The 23,057-nt window shown below is 41.9% G+C and carries 6 protein-coding genes; all 6 read right to left on the bottom strand.

The window, feature by feature from the left end:
- A partial coding sequence (locus tag LHV68_13395) for a PorV/PorQ family protein (GenBank protein ID MCB4792858.1) occupies positions 1 to 621 on the bottom strand: 621 nt, incomplete at its 3' end.
- A gap of 202 nt (positions 622 to 823) precedes the next feature.
- The gene (locus LHV68_13390) at positions 824 to 1,372 is read right to left on the bottom strand and encodes a T9SS type A sorting domain-containing protein (GenBank protein MCB4792857.1); all 549 of its coding nucleotides are present in this window, start codon (positions 1,370 to 1,372) and stop codon (positions 824 to 826) included.
- A 284-nt stretch (positions 1,373 to 1,656) separates the two neighbouring features.
- Entirely contained in the window at positions 1,657 to 4,767 is a 3,111-nt protein-coding gene (locus LHV68_13385) for an efflux RND transporter permease subunit (GenBank protein ID MCB4792856.1), read from the bottom strand.
- Positions 4,768 to 4,996: 229 nt separating this feature from the next.
- Positions 4,997 to 6,097, bottom strand: coding sequence for a PDDEXK nuclease domain-containing protein (locus LHV68_13380; protein ID MCB4792855.1), 1,101 nt, complete (start codon positions 6,095 to 6,097; stop codon positions 4,997 to 4,999).
- 173 nt (positions 6,098 to 6,270) lie between these two features.
- Positions 6,271 to 7,521: a TolC family protein gene (locus tag LHV68_13375; GenBank protein ID MCB4792854.1), complete on the bottom strand. Its 1,251-nt coding sequence runs from the start codon at positions 7,519 to 7,521 to the stop codon at positions 6,271 to 6,273.
- Positions 7,522 to 7,719: 198 nt separating this feature from the next.
- Positions 7,720 to 22,944 carry a hypothetical protein gene (locus tag LHV68_13370; protein ID MCB4792853.1) on the bottom strand — a complete coding sequence of 5,075 codons (15,225 nt, stop codon included), beginning with the start codon at positions 22,942 to 22,944 and terminating at the stop codon, positions 7,720 to 7,722.
- Between the last annotated feature and the right edge of the window lie 113 nt (positions 22,945 to 23,057).

The raw sequence follows: 23,057 nt of genomic DNA, 5'->3' as shown, positions 1-23,057 counted from the left end.
GGCTGCAAGGCTTAAAGGAAGGTTATAGCCGTCGTTTATGAACTTCATTTGGGGGCCGAGGTTTTGTAGCACAAGGCCGAAACTGAATTTAGAATCCGGGTATTGAATTTTACTGCCAAGGTCTACTGCTATACCTGTTGCATTTTCGGATTCTATAACTTCTCTTATTATTTTACAGTTGGCGCCTAGACTACCATAGTCCGTCTTTTTCGCCATTGAAACAAGTAGGGCCATATCATAAGCCGAGAAACTTGAAGTGGGTTGCCTGTTCTCGTCCCTGCCCTGGAAATCGCCTTGCGATAAATAGCTTGCGGCTAGGCCTAAAACACCTGTTTTTACGGGCTTAACAAAACCTGCAAAATCGTATTTTAAATCTTCTATCCAGTTTGAGTGCATAAACATAACCTGCTTTTCCGATATACTCGCTATACCGGCAGGGTTCCAGTAGATACCGCTTGCGTCATCGCTCAGAGCCGTAAACGCTGAGCCCATGCCTGCGGCTCTTGCTCCTACACCTATCTTTAGAAAGGCTGCGCCTGTTGTTCCGGCAAAAGAAAGTGATGAATTTAATAAAAATAATACTATCCCTATACAAATAATCTTGGGTTGTTTAGTCATCATATAACCTCAATAAGTAATTTCGAAAAGACAAATTAATTTTAAGTTTTGCAGATTTCTTTTTGCCTATTGATTATTTTTTCGAAATTCGTGCTTTGGATTTCGAAATTTCTATTCCATCCCGACAATCCGGCCCCGGCTTCACATTAGCCGCCGCCAATCCCGCATTGTCTTATCCAATGCGGGACTGGAAGACCCTAAGACCTCAACGGATTATGGCAAATTTTATGGTTGTAGTTATATCGTTTTTGCCTTGTTTCTTGGCCTGGACTTTGCAGATATAGGTTCCGCTCGCTATATCGCTGTTAAGCTGGTATTCATAGGCATATTGTAAACCTATTACCTGCGGAGCTGAGGTTAGCTCGCCTTTAAAAATTAAATCACCGGCTACATCATATATCCTGAAATCAACTAAATCAGCTACGCCTACTTCAATGTGCAGGGTTGGTTTTTTGCCGCTTTTTGCCGGGTTTGGGAAGGTATATGCTTCGTGGAGTATAAATTCAGCGCTCGGACCAATAGCCTGTTTAAGCGCTGTTTTTGCTATAGAAGCGCTTTTTTGGATTATGGAAGAGTAACCTCTTGAAATACCGCCCAGGCTTATAAACTTTATCTTGTCTGAACTGTTTGAAGAACCGCCAGAATTAACACAACCAGAGATTAATCCTGCCTGCACATTCACAGATAAAAATAAAGGCAAAGATAAACATAAAATAAGAAAAAATATTTCTATACTCCTTTGTATAGGCCTCATTTATTACCTTCCTTATAATTGATTTGTTGGATTTTGTTTGATGAAGTACTTAGTAAGGAATACTGATTGATTGATTGATTAGAAAAATACTTGTTTTTATGGTTCTTTTAAGTAATGTTTTTGATTTCATTTCTACCCCCAGCCGGTTCTTTAGCATATAAAATTAAGCTTTTCAAAAACATATTATATCTTTTCTATTTATTTGTCAAGCTCGTATGCATAAATTTTTAGGCATAGGAAACGCCAATTGTATGAGGTAGATGTAAGGGGTGGAATAAGGATGGCTATGCTTTTGATAGTTCTTTCATAGCTTCATGCACGTCTTTATAATGCGCACGGCTTTCAAGCTTTGACATAAGGCTGTAAACGCACGGTACGACAAACAGTGTTAAAACCGTTGAAACAAAAACCCCGCCTATAACAACTACAGCCATTGGAACGCGGGTCTCGGCACCTGGGCCTATCGCAAGAGCCGGTGGAACAGCTGCTGCAACTGTAGAAATAGAGGTCATAATTATCGGCCGGAGACGTATGGGGCAAGCGTTCATCAAGGCATCATACACTTCCATACCTTCTTCCCTTCTCTGATTAGTAAAATCTACAAGCAGTATCGAGTTCTTTTTAACTATACCCATGAGAAGTATTATACCTATGGCGCTGTACATGTTGAGTGTATTACCTGTGAGCACCATGGCGATGACAGCTCCGGAAATACTGAAAGGAAGCGCCAGAAGCACTGTAAAAGGGTGCACGAAACTGTTGAACTGGGTGCCGAGCACCATGTAAGCAACAAAAATTCCAAGAATAAGAGCTACATACAAACTCCCGAAAGAATCCTTATATGTCTGTGCACTCCCTGTAAAAACAAGCCGGTACCCTTCGGGAAGTACTTCCTTTCCAAGTTCTTCGATTTTCTTTAAGGCTTCTCCCTGCGATTTACCGGGAGCGACATTTGCATACATGCGTATAGCACGTTCGCGGTTTTTCCGGGTTATAGAAAGAAGAGACGGCTTTTGTATAATGCTCACGACATCCGATAACCGTATTACCTCTCCGCGGTTATTGCGGACCCATATCTTGCTGATATCTGCCACTTTGTTGCGGTCGCTGGAAAGAAGCTGGACGCGGATATCGTAACGCCGGCCACCCTGCGTGTACTTGCCTACGCGGACGCCGCCTATCATGGAGTTTATCGTAGCACCTATCACTGAAATGCTCACACCCCGCTCAGCTGCCTTTTTTCTGTCCGGGACAACACGCACCTCGGGCATTCCAATCTGATAATCAGAGTTAGCATCGACCATCAGCCCGGTATTTTCCATAACATCCAGCATCTTCCCGCTCAAAGCGCCCAGTTTATCCCACTCCGGGCCGTTCAACGTAAATTCAACCGGAAAACCGCGGCGTGATCCGAAAACCGCCAAAGACGGGTCCGAAACACTGGCTTTTACTACGCCCGTAATGGCTTTTAGTTCTTTTCGGAGAAGGGGCATCAATTCCTGCTGGGTAAGCGGCCTGCCTTTCTTTTTATCAACCGGCCGGTCTTTGACGTCCTTTAACCTCATCATTATATTTCCGGTATTTGCCATGTCCCCGCCGATATTTGAAAAATAGTTTTTTATTTCAGGATGCTTCATTACAGCATTTTCTACTTCCTTAAAAACACTGTCTGTAAACTCTATGGAAGAACCCACCTTTGTTTCAATACGCGCACTGAGCAGGCCCATGTCCTGCGGTGGAACGAATTCTTTCTTTACTATGGAGAACATAAAAAGTGATGCAGCAAACATCAGGGAAGACACAAAAATTACTGTCCACCTGCGGCCCAAACACCATTTAAGGCTGACCGCATAATTCATTTTCAGCCAGGCCATGAATTTGTCCATAACCTTGCCTATTCCGGTCGTATGGCCGATAGTAAGGAACTGCGCGCAGAACATCGGAGTAAGAGTAAGCGCCCCGAGCAGCGATATCATTACAGCCACGGAAATCGTTACGCCAAACTGAAGGAAATATTTTCCGATGATCCCCTGCATGAAAATGACAGGCACAAATATCGCAAGTATGGCTGTAGTAGCAGCTATGGCAGCAAAGGTTATCTGGCGCGCGCCTTTTATTGCAGCGAGAACTTTTGTCTCCCCTTCTTCCCTGTGCCGCGCAATGTTCTCAAGCATCATTATGGCGTCATCTACTACAATGCCGATGACAAGCGATAACCCCAAGAGCGTGAAAGTATTCAGGGTAAAGCCAAGTATATATATCACAAAGAACGTCCCGAATATAGAAAGCGGTATTGTAAGAAAGACATTGAATGCAGAATTGAACGATCCAAGGAATAGCCAGCAGACAAGCGAGGTAAGTATTACCGAAAGAATCATGATGAAGTTCATCTCGTGTATTGAGTCACTTATAAATTTTGTAGTGTCGAAACGGACCTCCAGTTTTACGCCTTTTGGGAGGTATCTCTGCATAGCGTCTACACGGGCTTTTACTGCGTTTGCGACCTCTACGGCATTTGTGCCGCGCTGTTTGCGTATGCCGAGGCCCACGTTAGCTACACCCATGGTGCGGGATATACGCCTAATATCCGCAAGCCCTTCCTCGACATCTGCGACATCTCCTATAGTAAATTTTTTCCACAAAACCGAGCCTTTCCTTGAGGGTATTATTATGGAGCTGAACTCTTTTACCGTGCCGGCCTCTCCTGTAACCCGTATATTCATTTCATTTGTACCTGTATTGATATAGCCCGCCGGGACCTCTGCGTGTTCCGACAAAATGGCGGATGTTATATCATCCACCGTCAACTCGTTTTTTTGCATCTTATCGGCATTAAGCCAGACCCTCAGGTTTGGGTCCACATAGCCGCCCAGGAACACGTCCCCTACACCCGGGATGGTAGTCAGCTGGTCTTTTATATTATCACGGACATAAGTCATGAGAAATTTAAGAGGCCGGTCTCCGGAAACGCTGAGCCAGAGGATAGGCTGGTCTTCGGGGTTGCTTTTGCGGATATTAGGGGGGTCAATTTCCCGGGGCATGTGATGCAGGATGCGGGATATACTGCTTTGTATCTCCTGAAGGGCCACATCTATATCGGTGCTGAGGTCAAACTGGACCGTTACATCACTGCTTCCCTGCCGCGATGTGGATATTATTTCTTGGACACCCTGTATCCCCATTACAGCGCCTTCTATAGCATCTGTCACTTCTGTTTCCATGACTTCAGGCGCAGCGCCTTCCCACGCGGTGGAAATGGAAAGTACGGGATTATCAACATCAGGCAGCTGGCTTACACCCAACCTTAAAAAACCTAACATACCAAAAACAATAATCCCGGCCATAAGCATCCAGGCAAAAACCGGGTTTTTTATTGACGTATCTGATAAAGACATTTTAACTCCCATTATTAGTGTTTAGCATATAGGAACTGCAAAATCTTTGAGGCTTTTGCTTTTTCTATCCGCTCTATGTTATACGCTAAACGCTAATTTTTAACTACCTTTAGCTTCCTTTGATTAATGTTTTAATTCAGTCTTGTGTCTCCTAAATTCAACAATTAAGGTGTGTGTCCCCTGAATTAACAAAATAATTAAATAGTGTGCCGCAAGAATTCCTCAGTTTTTATTTAATCTGGGCTTCTAAAAACTTTTTTATCTCTTCCTTTTTGGGCAGCTCCAACTGGTATTTTTTAACAAATAACTTATTATCCATGCCTGCTAATGCAAACTCAACTTTTGCGCTATTCTTGCCGGTACACAATAAAATACCGATAGGCGGATTATCACCCGCAGTCATTGCATGCTTTTTGTACCAGTTAATATAAGTATTCAACTGGCCTACATTCTCATATTTAAATTCATCTGCCTTAAGCTCAACTAACACGTGACATTTAAGCACCCTGTGATAAAACACAAGGTCGACAAAACAATATTCACCCCCAATAATTATCCTCTGCTGCCGTGCCTCAAAACAAAATCCATGCCCGAGTTCTAAGAGGAACTCCTGCAATTTATCGAGCAAAGCATTTTCAAGATGAGACTCGCCCATTACTTCTCTTGATTTTAACCCGAGAAACTCGAACACGTAAGGGTCGCGGATTACAAACTCCGGTTTATCGGTCTCAGCTTTTCTGCCCACAATTTCAGCGAGCTTCTTTTTATTTTTTGACAATCCGGAACGCTCGAAATAAAGAGTGGCTATCTGCCGCTTAAGCTCCCGCACTGACCAATTACCCCTCATACATTCATGTTCATAAAAAGCGCGCTTCATATGATCTTCGATTTCTAATAATTCAGCAAAATGTGAATAAGAAAACCTGTCTAAAAGCTGTTTGGGCGGGATACTTGATTGTGGGGACACTGTCCCCACTTTCTTCGGTTTTACTGAAATCATTCCCTTTAGCCAAGCAGGTAATTGTGGGGACACTGACTCCACAATTTGCGGGTATACAAGATAAAACTGCCTATGCCGGTATAATTCTCTCCTATCGCACCCGGATAAGCGTTGTTTTGTAAGAGTAGTTGCCAACACCTCCATAAGACGGTCTCCGTAACGAGCCCTGTCAACCCCGGCACGCTCATATTCTTCAATATAATAGCCAATAATCCAGTTTCTAATAGTTAGACTGGCATTAACCGCTTTAGCAGCCTTTGCAGAAAGATTTTGATGTACATTTTGAATAGACTCTACCAGTTCATTGAATGTTAAATGTTTATTTCTCATTTATTGTCCCTTGTGCAAAAATATCTTTTGCGCCTGCATACTAATTAAGGTGTGTGTCCCCGGAATTAATTCGGGGGACACACACCTTAATTTTGCCCAACCCCTGCATAATATAAGATTACATATATTTTGTATTATACACAATACAACATGTCAAGCTGTTTATTGTATTTTTAGTTTTTTGTTGCTATTTCAAGGTTGGCCTTATCTATTTTTGCCTGCACAAGAGCTTTGTCATAGCTGCGTTTTGCATCGAGCATCGCTGTCATAGCCTGCAGGACATCAAGGTTGTTTACAAGGCCAAAACGGTAATCTTTTAACTGTATCTGGTAGCTTTTTTGAGCTTTTTCGTAAGCATCTTTATACGCGGAAACCTGGCCAAGGCTTGAAACCGCAGCCTGATAAAGCTTCTTTACCAGGCTTGTGGCCTGTCTTTGTGCCAAAGAAAGAGCTTGTTCATACTGGTTAAGGATAGAGCTCTCTTCGTTTAACTTCCCTTTGATTATCCCTCCCTGAAAAAGAGGCATATCAAACGTAAAGAGCGCTTCCCAGTTCGATGAAGAAAGGCTGCCGCTCCTGTTTGTATAATAGGAACCGTCAAGATCTAAAGACGGCAGGCGCGAACCTTTAGCGATATTGACCGCATTGGTTTGAAATACAATATCCTGCCTGGCGGCTTCGATCTCTGGCCAGTCATTTACTTTTGCAATATACTTCTCCAGTATTTCAAGGTCCTGAACCCCAGAGGAATCGTCAATGATGTTCAACTCCGATGAATCAATGCCTGTCAAGAATGATAAAGACTCCAGGGCATTGGCAAGGTTGCCTTTCCGGCTTTCTTCCTGCGCTTTAAGAGTTGCTATCTGGGATTCAACTGCCAGGACTTCGCTTTCCCGGGATTTTCCGAGCCGTACCCTTTCGTTGAGCTCTATTATCCTGTCCTGCAACAGTTTTTCAGAGCTTTGAATGTTTTGTATATCTGCCTGTAACTGGATAACAGTATAAAAAGACTGCGTGACCGAAACTTCAAAATCTTTATACAATACTTTATAAAGCAGTTCTTCTTTTGTTACCAGGCTTTTTGCGGCTTTTATGCCGTAACTATTCTTAAACCCGTTAAATATTGGCTGGCTTATATTAAATCTTGAATCCGCCTGTTCCCCGTCATAAAATCCGCCCGAAGTATCTCTATAGGTTTTGAGGTACCTATAATCGATCGCAGGGAGCACGGTGCCTCTGGCCTGGTTTAACCTGTAAAGCATCTGTTTCTGTCTTTCAAATTCTATCTTTAACACTTCACTTTTTTTCTCCGATAGATCAAGGCAGCCTTTAAGCGTAAGAGCCGAAGGTGCCGCATTCTCCGCACTATGACATAAAATACGGCAGGCTATTATAACCGCTGTTAATAAGACGATCTTCTTCATATTATTATCCCTTTAATGCCACACAAATTATCAATTTATTTTAAATTACAATGGTTTTTATTATATCATATTTTGTTATGCCATAGATAAAATAGCTTTTAAAATCATACTTTTTTTATTTTTTAGAATAAATACGGATTGCTCGGCAGGAAATAAAAGAAAGGCAGGTGTCAGATAAAATAGCGTTACAAAAAGCATTTACCCGGCGGCATTAATTGCCCGCACCAGGCTTACCTTTGTTGAGGAACCGACTGTTTTAATAATGTTATCTATGAACTCCGGCATTATGTGTTTTGTGTCGTTGTACAACAGGTCAAGTATCCGTTCAGTGACCGCGGCCGGAGTTGCCCCGGAAACCGTGCCGTTCTCAATGATACCTCTGACCATATCATTGTCATAGTCATTGAAATTAAACCGCCTTGGGTCGCCCTGATAATCTTTCAGGTCATTGAACAGCTTTGTATCTGTAGCAAACACATTCAATAGCAATATGGCACACACCTGCCTTAACTCGCCGCTTATAAATTCGACATTTTTCATATACTCAGGCAGCAGTTCGGGCACTATACTATCGCTTGCTATTGAAACCAAGGCGCCAAAGACATATTGGGCTGTAATATCGCACCTTTCAATGACCTCTGCATCTGCTGCACCTATGGCACTCATACTTTGAACGGATTTCATAGCTTCATCAACGTAGTCTTTTAAATGTGCAAACCTTTCATCACCTGAAATCTTGTCCCGAATCTCCGTTAATTTTTCAGCCTTATCTTTTAACACCGTTAATTTCTTATACTCATAGACAAGTTTAACGACCTCAGCATACACCTCTTCTTTTTCATTCATTAAAGGAACCGCCCTGCGTTTGTAGACATTATAACCTTCGGTGAAGGAAGTCAAACTTAAATTAGCTGTTGATTTTTTCTTATACATATCTGCTTTCTGTTTCTTTTCCTCAACAGCCTGAGCAAACGGCTTATCAGCCCTTTCCAGCGATTCAGAAAGCCTGGAATCAACCATAAGAACCTTTGCCTGGCTCTTTAACCCGTTTTCAAGCCCCTTTGTTTTATCATCTTCTTTTACATCTTCTTGTGCTGTTACGACTTTCAAATACGTATTATTGCTTTGCAATTTATAATCGCTGCCTTCGGCAAGGTTTGACAATTGGCCAAGCGTACACACTTCGACACATTCGATACCTGCCTGACGCAAGGCTTTTGCAGCATCATGCGAAGCTTCCGGCAAAGCAACAGACACAACAAAATCGGAAGGCAGCGGCCTTCCTCTGTATTCATCTGCGAACTTTACCAGCTGCAGGCCCAGTTCATTTATGAATTTAGCCAGCTCTTCCTTAATTTCCAGTTCCACATCTTTTTTAGATCTTCTTTCGGTAACTAAATCCAGCACCCTTTCCTGATACAATTCTTTTGTCTTTTTACTGATCAAGGGAACAAGGTTTATATGGATACTTTTTGCTCCGAGGTTATAGGTATCCAATATTGATTGATATAAACTCTCTAGGGCCGATGCATCACCGATACTATTTTCCAAGCCGACGCTTTCAACCGCCTTCACCCTGCCTTCACGCTTCTCAACTTCAATTTCCATAATATCTCTTATTAATTGCCTGGTCAAAACCTGCATATTCCAGTGCATATAATACACGAACTGGACCAGGTCTTTATTGACATTGCCTGTTTTTAAGAGCTCTTTGGCCTCTATGCGTGATTTTCCAGCACGTTCATAGATGTCAAGAACTTCATTCTCCAAAGCCCTTTTTTGCTGTTCTGTGAGCGACTTCTGATATTTATCAAATTCAGATTTACTTTTTCCTGACAGGTTAGCCAGTATTTGTTTCATTGCTTCCAGGTCAAATCCGCCTTTTTTAAGTTCCGCTATATCGACACCTTTTGCTTCTGCAAGCCTGGAAAGATCCAGATATTTGGTGTTTAATTTCCCGTTCACAACAAGATCGGTTATCGTTACCGGTCCCTGTGTCCAGTCTTTCATGCGTGCCTCTATCAGTTCCGCAGCTTTACCCAAATCGCTTAATTTATCTTCGCCAAAATTAAACCCTATATCAAGCGTTGTTTTGGCCATTAATACGCCTTCCTGGCTGTTCAATAATGCCAAATATATATTCCCTATTTTATTTAAAACGCCTGTGCCGGTCAAACCTGCCATATCTTCGGCATATAACCTTAAATTAACCCTGCCAGAGGCTTCCAGGTTCTTTGCCGCAGCGGTTTCACCTTCTATCGATGCTATGACCATTTTATTTGAATACATGGTTTCTATCTCGCCAAATAGCCGGGTATAGAACCTTCTTTCTTCTTCAGTAAAGTTCTCGTCTTTATTAAGACCTAAGCGCTCGATCATGTTTTTCGGGATCATCAGGTCATTATTGACAAGAATTATGTCATTGTTGATCTGTTCACCGGCCCGGCCTACAGGCAGATTACAGAACCTGACTAACTGCTGACTGAAACTGTTTTTGTTAGGGACATCAGCATGTATAGTATAATTAATTAAATGAAACAGCATTGAATTAACCCAGTTTCTGCCTTCGGGACTCTGCACCAAACCGGCCAGCTTCGGATTATTTAAGGAGGCATCACTCGGATCCTGCACATAAATCATCCCTGACATATCAACCCATATTTTTAATTCCTGGCCGTATAAAACGATATTAGGTACTTTATCGGCTCCGGAAGTAAATTCCTTGAACTCACGCCCTAATTTTTGCTTAAGCTCTATGGCTTGCTGGGAAGTAATAGAAGTAACAGTAAGCCTCTTCATCCCTTTTCTTGACACCATCCGGTTATTTTCTCTTTCTGTTTTCATTTGATCCAGAGTTAACCCGAACTTAGCCTGTGTAAAAGACTTCCCCACCAGCTCAGGGCATATTTGCCTTAGTTCCCGGAACCTGTCCATAATATTTAGTATCTTATTTCTTAACATGCCAGAAGTATTTGCAGTGTTTTGTACTGCATGGATTGTCATTTTTGAACCCGCAGCCAGGCCCATCGCTTGAACAGAAGCTGTCGTTAGGTTCAACACTTTTACAAGGTCGCCTTCAAGAAGTTTGCCGCGCGTTACTTTCATTATCGCGATATTCGTTATAATATCTACAAACTCTTCGGCTTTTGGCTCATCCTCTAAAACGATATACCTGTTATAATTCTTTACATCTTCTGTCCCCAGACCGATAAAAACCAGTTCAACCCCGTATTCCTCTTCAAACTTGTTTACCATATCTCTTAACTGCTTCCATTCTGCTTCCGTAGGACGATGCTTGAAAGCCGTCTCTCCGCCGTCAGTATGTACAAAGTGCACTTTTGGCTTGCTTAGATCGCGAGAAGCGTACTGTTTTCTCAAACCATTGATCAGGTTTATAGTATTTATACCGTCGCTGTCACCTCTCCACAATGCAGCCGGTGCCTCTTCAAGCTTATTTTCGTCCCTGCATTCGTCAAACCCGACTACAGGAGTAAAGTCTTCGCCTATAGAACTTACCGTAAACGAAACATCTGTATTGTTCCTGCCGGCAACATACATTAAACTGATAAAAAATTTGGTTAAGGTATTGAAGGCAGTTACTAAACCCGGTTTTCCCAATATGCTTCCGCTCCTGTCTATTGTTACCCCTATCTCAACCTGCGGGGATTCTTCCTCATATATCGTTTTCTTGAAAACTTTTTTTGCCGAAGTTATCCAGCGCCTTATAACAAGCTTCCTCCCTGAACTGGCATAAGTTTCTTCTTCTTTCGGCTCTACGGCAAAAATATCTATGAACTTTCTTGCCCCGCTGCCGAACAGGAGGCAATATTTTTCAAACCATTTTCCTTCCACCACTCCGGAGCCGCCTCTTCCTGGTTCCCCTCCTTCTTCCCCTGACATACCGCCGACTTCCTTATCATTGATTATCTTGGGGGTTTCTTCCTTCTCGCCTTCTGCGTCGGATTCTATATTTATTTTATTCTCTATTTCCTTTTGTTCTTCTTGCGGAAGTTCTTCAGTGTCCACGTCCGGAGGATTGGCCAGCCCGTCTGTATACTCACCTATGCTGTCCCCGCTCGCTATCCCGCCTTTTTTCCCTTTATATTTGCCGGCTTCGGCGCTTGATAAATATTTTCCGGATTCCTTGTAGAGCTTGATTGCTATATTTTTTACCTCTTCTTCTTTTAACTTCTTTATTGCAGCCCATATTATATCTATTGATCCCTGTTCAAAGTAGTTGGTTATCTCGGCAACACCTTTATCGATTTTGCCTTCTTCTTTTAATACTGCCAAGAATCCGTTAAAAATCCCTTTTGCTGCCTGGCAATAATATGAACCCTTGTCCTTTTCCTGGCTCAACAACCTTAAAAGTTCATATTCAATATATGCAGCCCTCTTGCCTTCCGCGCTGAATATTATCGGGAACAATGAGGAAAACAGTTCAACGTTTTTATTAGCAGTTATCTGTTCGCCGTAAACCCGCATCTCTTCAATACGATGGCCCAGCTCATGATAACCGCACCAGCTGATAAGTGTTTGCGGGTCCTGGGAAGAATGGAGGCCTTCCAGTGTAGATTTTTCATATACGACCGCATAGTTTTTCCCTTTAAAAACCCCTCTTGCCACTGCCTCTTCTAAAAATGGGTGTTTCTCGACCGAATACGCCTTAACAGGCAGTTTGTCTTTGTATGTGTCTTTATTTATACCTAATTCCTCAAAGTCTTTATCAGTCAGCACAACTTCTCTGATTATTTTTTCGCTTTTAAAGAGTATGACCAGTTTTTCTTTCTCTGTCTGTATCATCTCAAAACTGAAAGGGAACCGCCTGACACCTCTTTTAAGGATTAGCTCTCTTATGCTATTCATTATATTTTTAGCTGTTTGTAGACTTATAGCTTTACCTGAGTCCGAATACATTTTAACTATACCTTCAATATATTGGGCAAGTTCCGGATCTATAGCTTTTGCTGCGGTAAGCACACGGTTCGTTAAGGACCCCGTGTTTTCAGTATAATTTTTTATTTGGGCAGAACCTTCGCCTAATGCAAGGAAATAATTGTTAAGCACGGTGTCAAGCAGGAGTTGATACTTTTTGTTCCTATCGCCGGTTTCAGCTATTTGTTTCAGTCCCGCTTCCATTTCTTTATGACTGCACTTAAACGTCTGGTTTTTCCTTACTTTAGGAAATTCCTTTGGTCTTTCCGGTTTCTTTTTTTCTTCGATGTTTTCATTTTTTATCTCTGTTCTTTCATAGGTTTTATAAGTTATATTTTCCGGCACACCCGCTATCTTTTGTGCAGGTGCCGCATTTTCCATTAATTTTACGCCGCTAAATACCGTTTCCTTTAAACCCTCTGATTCTACTGAGCCTTTCTCTAATTCTCTCATCTTGCGGCTGTACATCCCAAGCAAAATATCCGCTCCGGCTTTTTTAGTAACTCGGGTTGACTCTTTATATTTGTGCAGTACAGGCATCCATAATTTAACTATACCCTCAAGGATCTCCCAGGCAAATTCGCCCCTGCCTTCGTACCTGCCTGCGGGATTGCTTGCAAGCTCTACTATTACCTCAGGGTCAAGTTCTACCCTGAACATCTCGCCGGATAAATAAACGTTGAACTCCCTCTTGCCCTGCAATAATTCGCGAATACTGTACAGAAGCTCAGGGGTTACGTTTGTTTCATCTAAAAATAGAATTTTCCTTCCGGCATGGGTTTTCTTGCCGTTCGGATAATAGTATTTGCCGTCTATCTTGCCGAAATGGCTGAAAAACTCTTTTAAAGTTAAGGTCAGCTCTTTATTCTGCCCGCCGGCTACGCTCATGTCCGCATAGACCACGTCAGGTTCCATATGTTCAAAGCAGTGCAGGGTGTTGATAGGAATACCGAGTATATGCCCGAAGTTCCTTATTAAGGTGCTCTTTGCTCCCCCGGTCTCACCCATCTGTAAAACAGGCATAGGTCCTCTGGAACTGCCGTTTGTATATTCTAATCTCCTTGAGGACAGAAGCATCATGCTCGCTATCTCTGTTATGGCCCCGGTATACTTTATATAATCGCCGTGAGGCACTTCTTCGGGAGGCATTGCATATTCTTCGTCGCAGGCTGTCTCTATGCCGCCTATAGACTCTATCAACCCCAAGTGGAGTATTAACCGGCCTTCTTTTATCTCTATCTTCAGGCCTTCGGACTTTTCAAACAAGCCATCTTTTCCTATTTTTATTTTGTGTATATTTGCAGGCGTTTTTACTATATAATTGCCGTCTTCTTTTTTTACCATTATACCGTTGTTAAAGGACTGCCAGGTTTCTCCCAGGCCCTCTATAGCCAGGCTCTTTTCTACCCATTTGATCTTCACATCTCTTAGGTCATGCCTGATTGTTACTAACATTTTCTCAAGTTCCCGGCGTTTGAATTTGAAGTTAAACACTTCTTTCAGCAACCTGTCCATATACATATCCCTGTCTGAAATGCCGGAGGGTCCTTTGATGTCATTTAAACCTGCGCCATAGAGGCGGAGCAGGCTCTTTAGGACTATATTAACGGAATCTATTTCAGTACTGCCCTTGTTTATCAGGTTTGTTTTCTCTAAGAGCACTATTTCTGCCAGCAGGTCAATTTCTTTCATGCTAAATCCGTACCTGGTACCAAAGCGCTGCCTGGCTCGATTATAGTCGGGCTTTTGCATATTATACCTGCCCATATCCATATACCAGGCTAATTTCGCACCGCCATAGATCATATCTATCTCTTGTTGTGTTAAGCCCGGATATTTGTAATCCAGGTATTTCCCTACATCTTCCCTGTTTTCCACTGCTTTGATACCGATCTTTTGGAACCTGTTATAAAAAGGCGATGAGAAAAGCTTGGTCCTCAGGACTGACGCGTTTACAACTATCTTCACGTTAGAAGGCAGTTTATACTTTTTGCCTGCGATTTCTATCCTGCCGGTATTTAGGAAATCATTCCAGGCTTCAAGTTCTTCTGACGGGACCATCTCAAGAGAGGTCAAATAAAGGATCTGCATAGGGACACCGGGCTCTATATTACTGTCCGCCGGTACCAAATGCCTGCCTAGAAATCCCATTAAGTCTTTTACTGCACCAGCCTCTTTTGCTATGCCAGACTCATCTAACTCGCCGAATTCGACCATCTCGCCGCCGCTTAATTCAAGCATAGTAGTGTGTTTATGGCCGTTATACACATCCATCTCGGCCCCTCTAAATTCCGCATACTCCTTTACAAGCTCGTAAGGCATGCTTCCCTGTTCGCTTAAGAGCAGGGTATGCCTGTCTGTGGAATTTAAAGCCATGGTCAAAGCCTTTATCGTCCCGCTATGTAAATCTAGCCATTTTTTCTCTTTCCCGCTCAGATCCTTCCTGTCTTTTGAGCCCTGAATAACCGTACCTCCAAGCACTACATTCCCGTTGACTATTTTTACTGTCTTATCTTCTTTCCATTGCACCATGAATTCCTTAAACCCGGGGAATTCTTCGCATATTATTTCCTCAACTTTTGCCATGTCTTCCGCATTGCTGAACTGGTATAAATAATTTAATAGTATGCCTTCGTAGATGCTCCTGCCAGAGTCCACCATTTCAATAGTGCGCACTATTTCCCTGGGGCTTACCCCGTATTGATATGTATACAATTGGCTAAAAGCGCCTGGCCTGAAATCTTTTACCTTAGCAGGGATATACCCTTTATAAATAGCCTTGAACCCCGGGTCCATCATGTATTTCATATAAGTATGCAGTTTGATAAGGTTTTGTTTGGCGGGCAAATCTAGAGCGCCGGGATTTTCAAGATAATGGTCTATGAACTTAAGGTAGCTTGCTTCGCTCCAGTCATCGCGTACCCAGATCTTTTTTCCAAAATAGTTTAACTGCGCTTTAAGCTGTTTCCTGCCCTTTGTAATATCTGCAGGATTAAACGTTACAAAAACTTTAAATTTGGGGCTTACCGGAATCTTTTCTTCTCCTATCTTTATCCCGTTGTGATAGATGCCTAATTCTATCTCTTCACACCTTGCTATCTGCATCAGAAAACTTAAAATCTCAACTGAATTTTCCGAGATATTTCCTTCATCAAAACAATAAACTCCGCCATTTTTCACAAGATCTAAAAACTTCGTTAAATACTTTCCGTCTTTTTTTGCAGCCGTTAATCTGAATTTGCCCGCCCCTGTCTTTTCAATCTTGCCTATGTAATCCCAAAGCTCGGCATCCTTATACATTGAGCTTTTCCAAAACTCTTCCGGTTTATACCCCAGCCTTCTTGCTACGTCTTCAGCTATTACGGTCTTGCCAGCCCCCTGCAGGCCTTCTAAGAGTATAACATTGCGTTTGCTCCTGAAAGCTGACAATATGGACGCATAAACATCCTGCACTTCATCAATCTCGGCAAGTGCCCCGGGCTGCGTAAACTCAGACAGATCAGGCGGTGCCCTTGACTTGAGGTCCCGGGTTAGCCCTTCTCTTAGCCCTATGCCCAAAGTATAATAGGCTATATTCTCGATCAAATCAGGCGATAATTTATTTTTATTCAGCAGCAATTCATTTACATACTCTTCAATATCTTTTTTGCTCAACCTTGCCTGCAGATACCTGTTGTCCTTTAACTCTTTTACATAGAGCTTGAAAATCTTGTTAGCGAAAGCTGACGCAGATTCTATATTTATTTTACCAACGCCCGCTTCAGCCAGCCTGCCGTTTATGTATTCCTCCAGGGTCTCTTCATCCATAACGGCTGTCATAGTTGCGTTCGCTAACCTGGACAACTCCGCGCCGCTCATAGGCAGTTTTTCTTTAAGGCTCGGGTCCTCAGAGGTATAGCTTATGCCTACTATCTTTAAGTTGTCCGGGATCTTTATATACCTGCCTTCAACTAATTCCCCTTTCCATACAGCGGCAAGCTCCGGGGGCACTTCTAAAATCCCGTCCTGTAAAGCTTTGTTTAACCCGACGGCAGTGTCAGGATTTAATTGATGGAACCCGTCTAACACCAGATAATGGGCCTTAGCGCTATTTTCAGAGGCTTCCTTTATTATCTTTAGTAAAGCGCCATAGAATACTCCCTGGTTTCCCTGTGCATCTACCGACGCACCGCCGACTATTGTGTCCAACTCTATGAACCTGCTGACATTCATGTAATATTTTTGAGCTTCTGCATCTCCGGCTATTACTTCATTTAACACATCATAACCGTCTTCCCAGGAATTTGAATGCAGCAAAATATGGCCCAGATCGCTTTTGAGCATATCACTTACGATATCTTTGCTTTTGAGCTTATCAACATACAGCTTATGCGTTTTAAGTATTGTAGCAATTTTATTTTTAGGCTCAGTCTCGTGCCAAATGTTCCCCAGACATACCGTTACCGCCTCTTTGAATGCTTCTTCAGTGGATTTGCCCTGCTTTAAATAATAATTATGCAGTTTTATTGTCCGGATTATATCTCTCAAAGTCAAGACCTGGTGCATCGACCGTATCTTCCCGCTGTTTATGCCTTCCTGGACCTCACACCATACTTGAGTTAACAAACTTATGTAAATATCATCTATAGGCTTATCTTTTGAATACAGGCTGCACAAATCTTTTATCTTATTATGCATCTCTTCATGCACTTTGGCCTGATAATCCTTGTCTTTCTCGCCGTAGTCATAACCTAACCAGACAGTCTTAACGCCGGCACGTTCGCGCTCAGGCATTATGCCGCGCGCGGCATAATCTCCGGGGTTTATATCTGCCGCATATATGTTATCTCTTGATATCGGATTTCTATAAAACACCTCTTCATACCCTTCGTCCGCAGGGATCTCTGGCAGAAGCCTTTCATCCTGTCCTGTCATCTCAGGATGCAGCCAATACGCTATAGACTGTTTGTCCGAAGTGTTCAGCTCGCTGTAATTGATCACGCTCCTGCCTTCTCTTTCTGCCTCTAAGGTCGGGGTATCATTTATTATCTTCAGGCCGCCGTTTTGTTCAGGGAAAATCCCGCCTCTCAGTTCTTCGATACTGCTCCTTCTATGAATCGTGTGCCCGATATTTTTGTATCCGATAATACTTGAAAGTGCTTTTAAAAACTGCGTCTTTCCTTCGCCGCTGGCTCCTTCTATCACAGTAAACAAACTGGCATTAGAATCTTTATTCCCGAATTTCAACTGCCTTACAAACTGGCTGAACAAATCCTCTTCCATGCCTCCCATACTGTAACCGCAATAGCCAAGCACTGCCCGCCTGAATGATTTGACTTCATTTTCTTTAATATATTTTTTAAAACCGTCGCTTATCTCTATTTCCACCCCGTCAACTAGCACAGCGCCTTCCTTTAAATCTATTTTTGCAGTATCATAAGTTTGAGCTCCATAGCCAAAAATACTCTCAAATAATTTTGCAAACCTCTTTCTGTCTTCTTCATACCTTAACCGCATCCTGATATATTTATAGGCTTCTTCTTTTAATTGTTCAGGCGTTCCGCCGCGGCCTTTTTCATAGACAGCTATATTAATTATATCCTGAATATAGAATTTCAGCTGTTTGTCTTTCCACGGGCCTTTGTTTAAAGCAGTATAAAGTCCGGCAAGCCTATCCGCCATCTCTTTTTCTATTCCTATCTTATTGACAAGCAGTGTCGTTAAATCATCAGCATCCAGCCCGATCCCGCGCTGGCGCAACACCCTGTTTAAAAATGCGTCATCTTTGATATGAGCATCCTCTCCCATAGTGAATATTATATGCAAGTTATCCGGTACCACAAAACTTTTCCCGAGTTCCGGGATCACAACCCTTCTTTCCCATAAAACAGGGTTAAATTCCACCCTCAGCCCGCTCGCGGCAGCTTCTATGTTATCAAACACCAGGTATACAGGCTTACCTTTATTGCTTTGGGCCCTGTTGATCAATCTTGGCAAAACACCCGGGACAAACTTGACCTCTCCTTTTTTAGTCGGTATATCCATGCCGAATATATCCGAGCGGTCACTAAAATTAGAAAGAGGGACACGCCAGGCTTCACCCTGGGTATCCTGGACTATCTTATTTAGCGATTCATCAAACCCTTTATGCGATTCTTTATCCAGCACAAACAAAGACGGATAGCCTGTTTCTATGTTCCTTAACAAAGAATAGTAAGTGCGCTGGTAAGATTTTACTCCCCACAGGATGCTTTTGTCTTTATTTGTACCGAGCAGTTTAAAACTGTCTAAAGTCAGCCGGTTAACCATTTCTTCCAGGTCGACCCCTTCAGTCGACTTATCTCCCAGAGCCAGCTTTGCAAACAGGCCAAAATGTTCCTTTATTTTCTCAATTAAAATATTTTTAGTAAACTCTTCGAGTTCTTTGCCGTACATCCCTCCGTATAACAATAAAACCGTTAATATAAAATATTGCAGAGCATTTTTTACTTCTATCTTTCCGTTTTTAAAATTCACGCTGCCAAAAAACCACCTGGTAAATTCCCTGTGTTCTATAACCATTTCCCTGAAACTGGTCTCCCACAACGGGTCTCCGCTGTGCTTCTCCTTAACGTACTGCCGGTGCGCCTCATCGATAGCATAGCTTAATTCAATTAATTCTTTCTTGTCCGTGTCCTCCAGATAGAACTCGTCGCCGCGCAAGAAAGACATTATATATAACGTTAAAGGATCTTTTGTGAACTTCTCAATATCCGTACGTCTCATAAATGATGGATACTTTCTATTCAGCACATTATAAAGGAGGGCTTCTTCTTCTTCAGTCAGGTTTGCCAGATCAATTTCTGTAAGTCTTTGTTCAAACTTAATCATCCTTAATTCGAATTCAGCTCTAATCTGTTCCATTGTTTTATTCTTTCTTAATTTCAGTTTTATTTCAGAAGCAAGATAACTGTTACTAAACGGGTTTGTATCTAAGTATTTTTCTCCCAGAAAGTAACTATACCCCATATGTTCTGTTTTCTGCACTATATTATCGTTGTTAATCTCGCCGGATCCTATGCCTAGTTTTAAATGTTCTAAATATTTGACAATGTCAGCCGGTGACATCACTATCTCAATTAATCCGTCATCAGATGCTATTTGTCTATGCAACCTGATTATTCCTGCCATCAGGCCGATCTGAAGCTTTATTCCTTTTTTTCCTGCTTCTTCTGCCAGCTCTCCTAATACCTGGTAGGCTTCACCTGTATTTTCCTTTACGTGGAGCGCTATTTCGGCTAAGAGAGCCGGATCAAGTACTGATTTGTCCATATCTTTCACAAATTTTGCCAGTTCTTGTAATGGCCGGTAAATCTTATGTGAATTAAATCCCAGACCGGCTGTTATTCTGGTTAATAACCCTATATCAATTACTGATCTATCTATGTTATTCGTTCTTACAGAGTCTGAAAAGCTTATTAAGGCTTTGTAGGGTAATGCTTTATTGAATGCTTCCGTAATATTTACTGTGTTATTTGCCAATGCAGTAAAAAGGGCTGTTACACCCTTCATGTCGTTCTCCTTGACTGCACCAGCCTTTGCCAGCGCTTCTAATGCCTGGTAGGCTTCATATGGCCACCTTGAATCGGGCGCTATTGCAGTAAAAAGGGTCACTACATCATTCATATTTTCCTGTTTCACTGCATTGGCCTTTAACAACTCTTGTAATGCTTTGTAAGCAAAATATACATTATCGTTACTTGCCGTTGCATCTATTGTATCCAAAAGCTTTTCTGCTGCGTTACTGTCTACTCCCGCCGCTGTTAGAGATTTAAAGCACGCTTCCCTCTCTGTAATTTTATCTTGTATTACTGATGCTTCCCTGACCCAGTTCGGCAGGTCTTTCTTGAAAAACCGTAACAACTGAATTAATATATTAAATACCGAATGGCTTATGATATAGCGTGCCGCACCAACCGCTATCGCACTGCCTAGACCTGCCCAATTGGCAGCATGTAAAGATAGCGGCATTAAATATATTAAACACGGAAAAATAAGAGCACCGGTAAGCACTGTACCTACACCGAACAGCCACGCCCGCTCTCTTCCTTTTACTGCATACCCTTCTTTGTCCTTGTGTATACCGCTAAACACATACGCGCTTGCCCCTATAAAGAATAACGCTCCAACAAGTATAGACCAGCCACCAAATAATACACCTGCTGCCAGCGCTGCTGTCCCTACCCCAAGCGCCAAATGACCGTGTTTGACTACCCTTGAAGGGTCATAGTGCGTTATCAATAGGTACGCAGCCCAGTTTAACACCGGGATGCTGAACACTAGCTCCCAGTTCACAACAAAGCTCGTATACACCTTGTACAGAAGGCCGTCTCCCAATATCCGCCTCATTTCATTATCAAGCACAGACGCTGCCGCAAGATCAGCTCCGGGCTCTTCCTCTTCTAAAATCACGTCATACCCCAGTTGCCGGGTTTTCTGTGGTATATCGTCATTGGTAATTCTGGTCTTCTCTGATTCAGATACTATACCTTCTTTTAACAGGGTTAAATATTTTAATACTGTTTTAGGAGCCATCTTCAGCACAACCTGCTCGCCGCCAATTTCTTTTGTTTCATTTATGCCTATCATTTCTGCCATTATACCGAGTTCAAGCTTTACCTTTTTATCGTTTGCTGTTTTTGCCAACTCTTTTAACAATTGGAAGACTTGACAAATATCACCTTTTGCTGTAACTGCTATCGTTGTTAAAAAGGTTTTATCAAGTACTGATATATCTAAACCATTATCTTTTACAAATATTGCAAATTCTTGTAATTCTTTATAAGCCTTGGTTATATCCTTGCCTGCATTAGCCGCTATTGCTGTTAAAAGGTCTATATCAAGTACTGAGCCGCTTAACTCATTTATTTTCACAGATTCTGCCAGCCATTTTAATGCTTTGTAGGCTTCGTTTGTATCACTCCCTGCGTTAGCTGCTATCGTGGTTAAAAGGTTAACATTGAGTACAGCTTTGTTTCCTAACATTTTAGATTCTGCCAGCCATTTTAATTCTCGAAACGCTAAATTCGAATTAACCCCTGTCTTGGCTGCTATTGTATTTAAAAGGCCAGAATTAAGCACCTCTCTGTTTATTAAATCTTCTGATTCTATCAGCGCTTTTAATTCATAGAATGCAGAACCCATAATATATTTGGAGTTGGTTGCTATTGCGGTTAAAAGGTCTGGATTAATTAAAGATTTGTCGAATTTTTCTGAACTAAGCAGAGCTTTTAATGCTTGATAATCTGCATGTATATTATGCTTTCCATTTACTGCTATAGTATTCAGTAAGCTTATATCAAGCATTGATTTGTCTACATTTTTTGACTCAACCAGATATTTTAATTCTTTAAAGGCTATACCTGCATCTTCCCCCGCATTTTCAGCTATTGTGGGAATTAGATTTACCAGCTCATTTACATTGCCGCTGTTCACTAATTTGGCCTCTGCCAGTGACTGAAATGCATTTAAAGCTTTATGTGTACTGTGTCTTGCACTACAGGCAGAAATTAAAAGTTTGATATCAAGTACTGAACTATCTAACTGATTTATTTCTACGGATTTTGCCAGTTCTTGTAATGCTATATAGGCTAAATATGCTTCACTCTCTGCATTGGTTGCTATTGCATTTAAAAGTTCCATGTTAATTACAGATTTGTCCAAATCTTTTGATTTTATCAGCTCTTCTAATGCACTATAGGCTGACGCTGCATAAGGTTGGGAAGCTATTGTTATTAAAAGGGTTTTTATCTCTTCTTTTTTTTCCTTACTCACCAGACTGACTTCTACCAGCGCCTGTAATACATTGTAAGCTTTACGTGTATTTGTTTTGGCATTTGCTGTTATTGAAATTAAAAAGTCTTTATCAAGCACTGAGCTGTCTGACTCGTTTTTCTTAACAGATTCTGCCAGTTGCTGTAATGCCAGGTAGGCTTGATTTGTATACTCAAACGAGTTTTCTGTTATTTTGTTTAAAAGTTCCATGTTAAGCACTACCGATTTATCTAATCCTTTTTCTTTCACAGCTTTTGCCAAATCTCTCAATTCTTGATAGGTTAAAGACGCATCAGTCCACACCCTGCCTGATATTGTGGTAAACAGTTTTTCTACATTATCTTCATTTTTCTCATTTACTGCATCAGCTTCTGCCAGAGCTTCTAATGCTCTGTAGGCCCAAGATGCATTCCATCTGGCATTGGTTGCTATGGTAGTTAAGAGGCCGATATTAATTACTGATTTGTCTAAACCTTTTTCTATTACAGTTTCTGCCAGCGATTGTAATGCTTTATGTATAAAATATATGCTGTCTCCTCCATTTTTTGCTACAATGTCCAGCAGAGCTTCCGCGTCTTTTTCATTTATTCCTGTTGCTATTAAAGCTTTTAAGCATTCATCCCGCCCTGAAATTTGCCCTTGTATTACTGACGCCTCTCTTATCCAGTTCGGCAGGATCTTTCTGAACAACTGCACAAAGGTATTGTACGGCGTATGCACCGCAAGCGTGTTAAGTACTGCTCCGTACCATAGCGAATTGCTGAAACTTAAATTCAGCCTCTCTACCAGCTCTATCGGCACCGGTAGAG

This window comes from Candidatus Liberimonas magnetica (assembly GCA_020523885.1).
Lineage (GTDB): Bacteria > Elusimicrobiota > Endomicrobiia > Endomicrobiales > JAFGIL01 > Liberimonas > Liberimonas magnetica.
The sequence above is the reverse complement of the archived record's forward strand: the minus strand, read 5'-3'. Positions and strand labels throughout refer to the sequence as shown.

Bases quoted from the DNA above. Each gene is read 5' to 3' on its own strand.
- LHV68_13385 (MCB4792856.1), bottom strand. From the start codon at position 4,767: ATGTCTTTATCAGATACGTCAATAAAAAACCCGGTTTTTGCCTGGATG.
- LHV68_13380 (MCB4792855.1), bottom strand. From the start codon at position 6,097: ATGAGAAATAAACATTTAACATTCAATGAACTGGTAGAGTCTATTCAA.
- LHV68_13390 (MCB4792857.1), bottom strand. From the start codon at position 1,372: ATGAGGCCTATACAAAGGAGTATAGAAATATTTTTTCTTATTTTATGT.
- LHV68_13375 (MCB4792854.1), bottom strand. From the start codon at position 7,521: ATGAAGAAGATCGTCTTATTAACAGCGGTTATAATAGCCTGCCGTATT.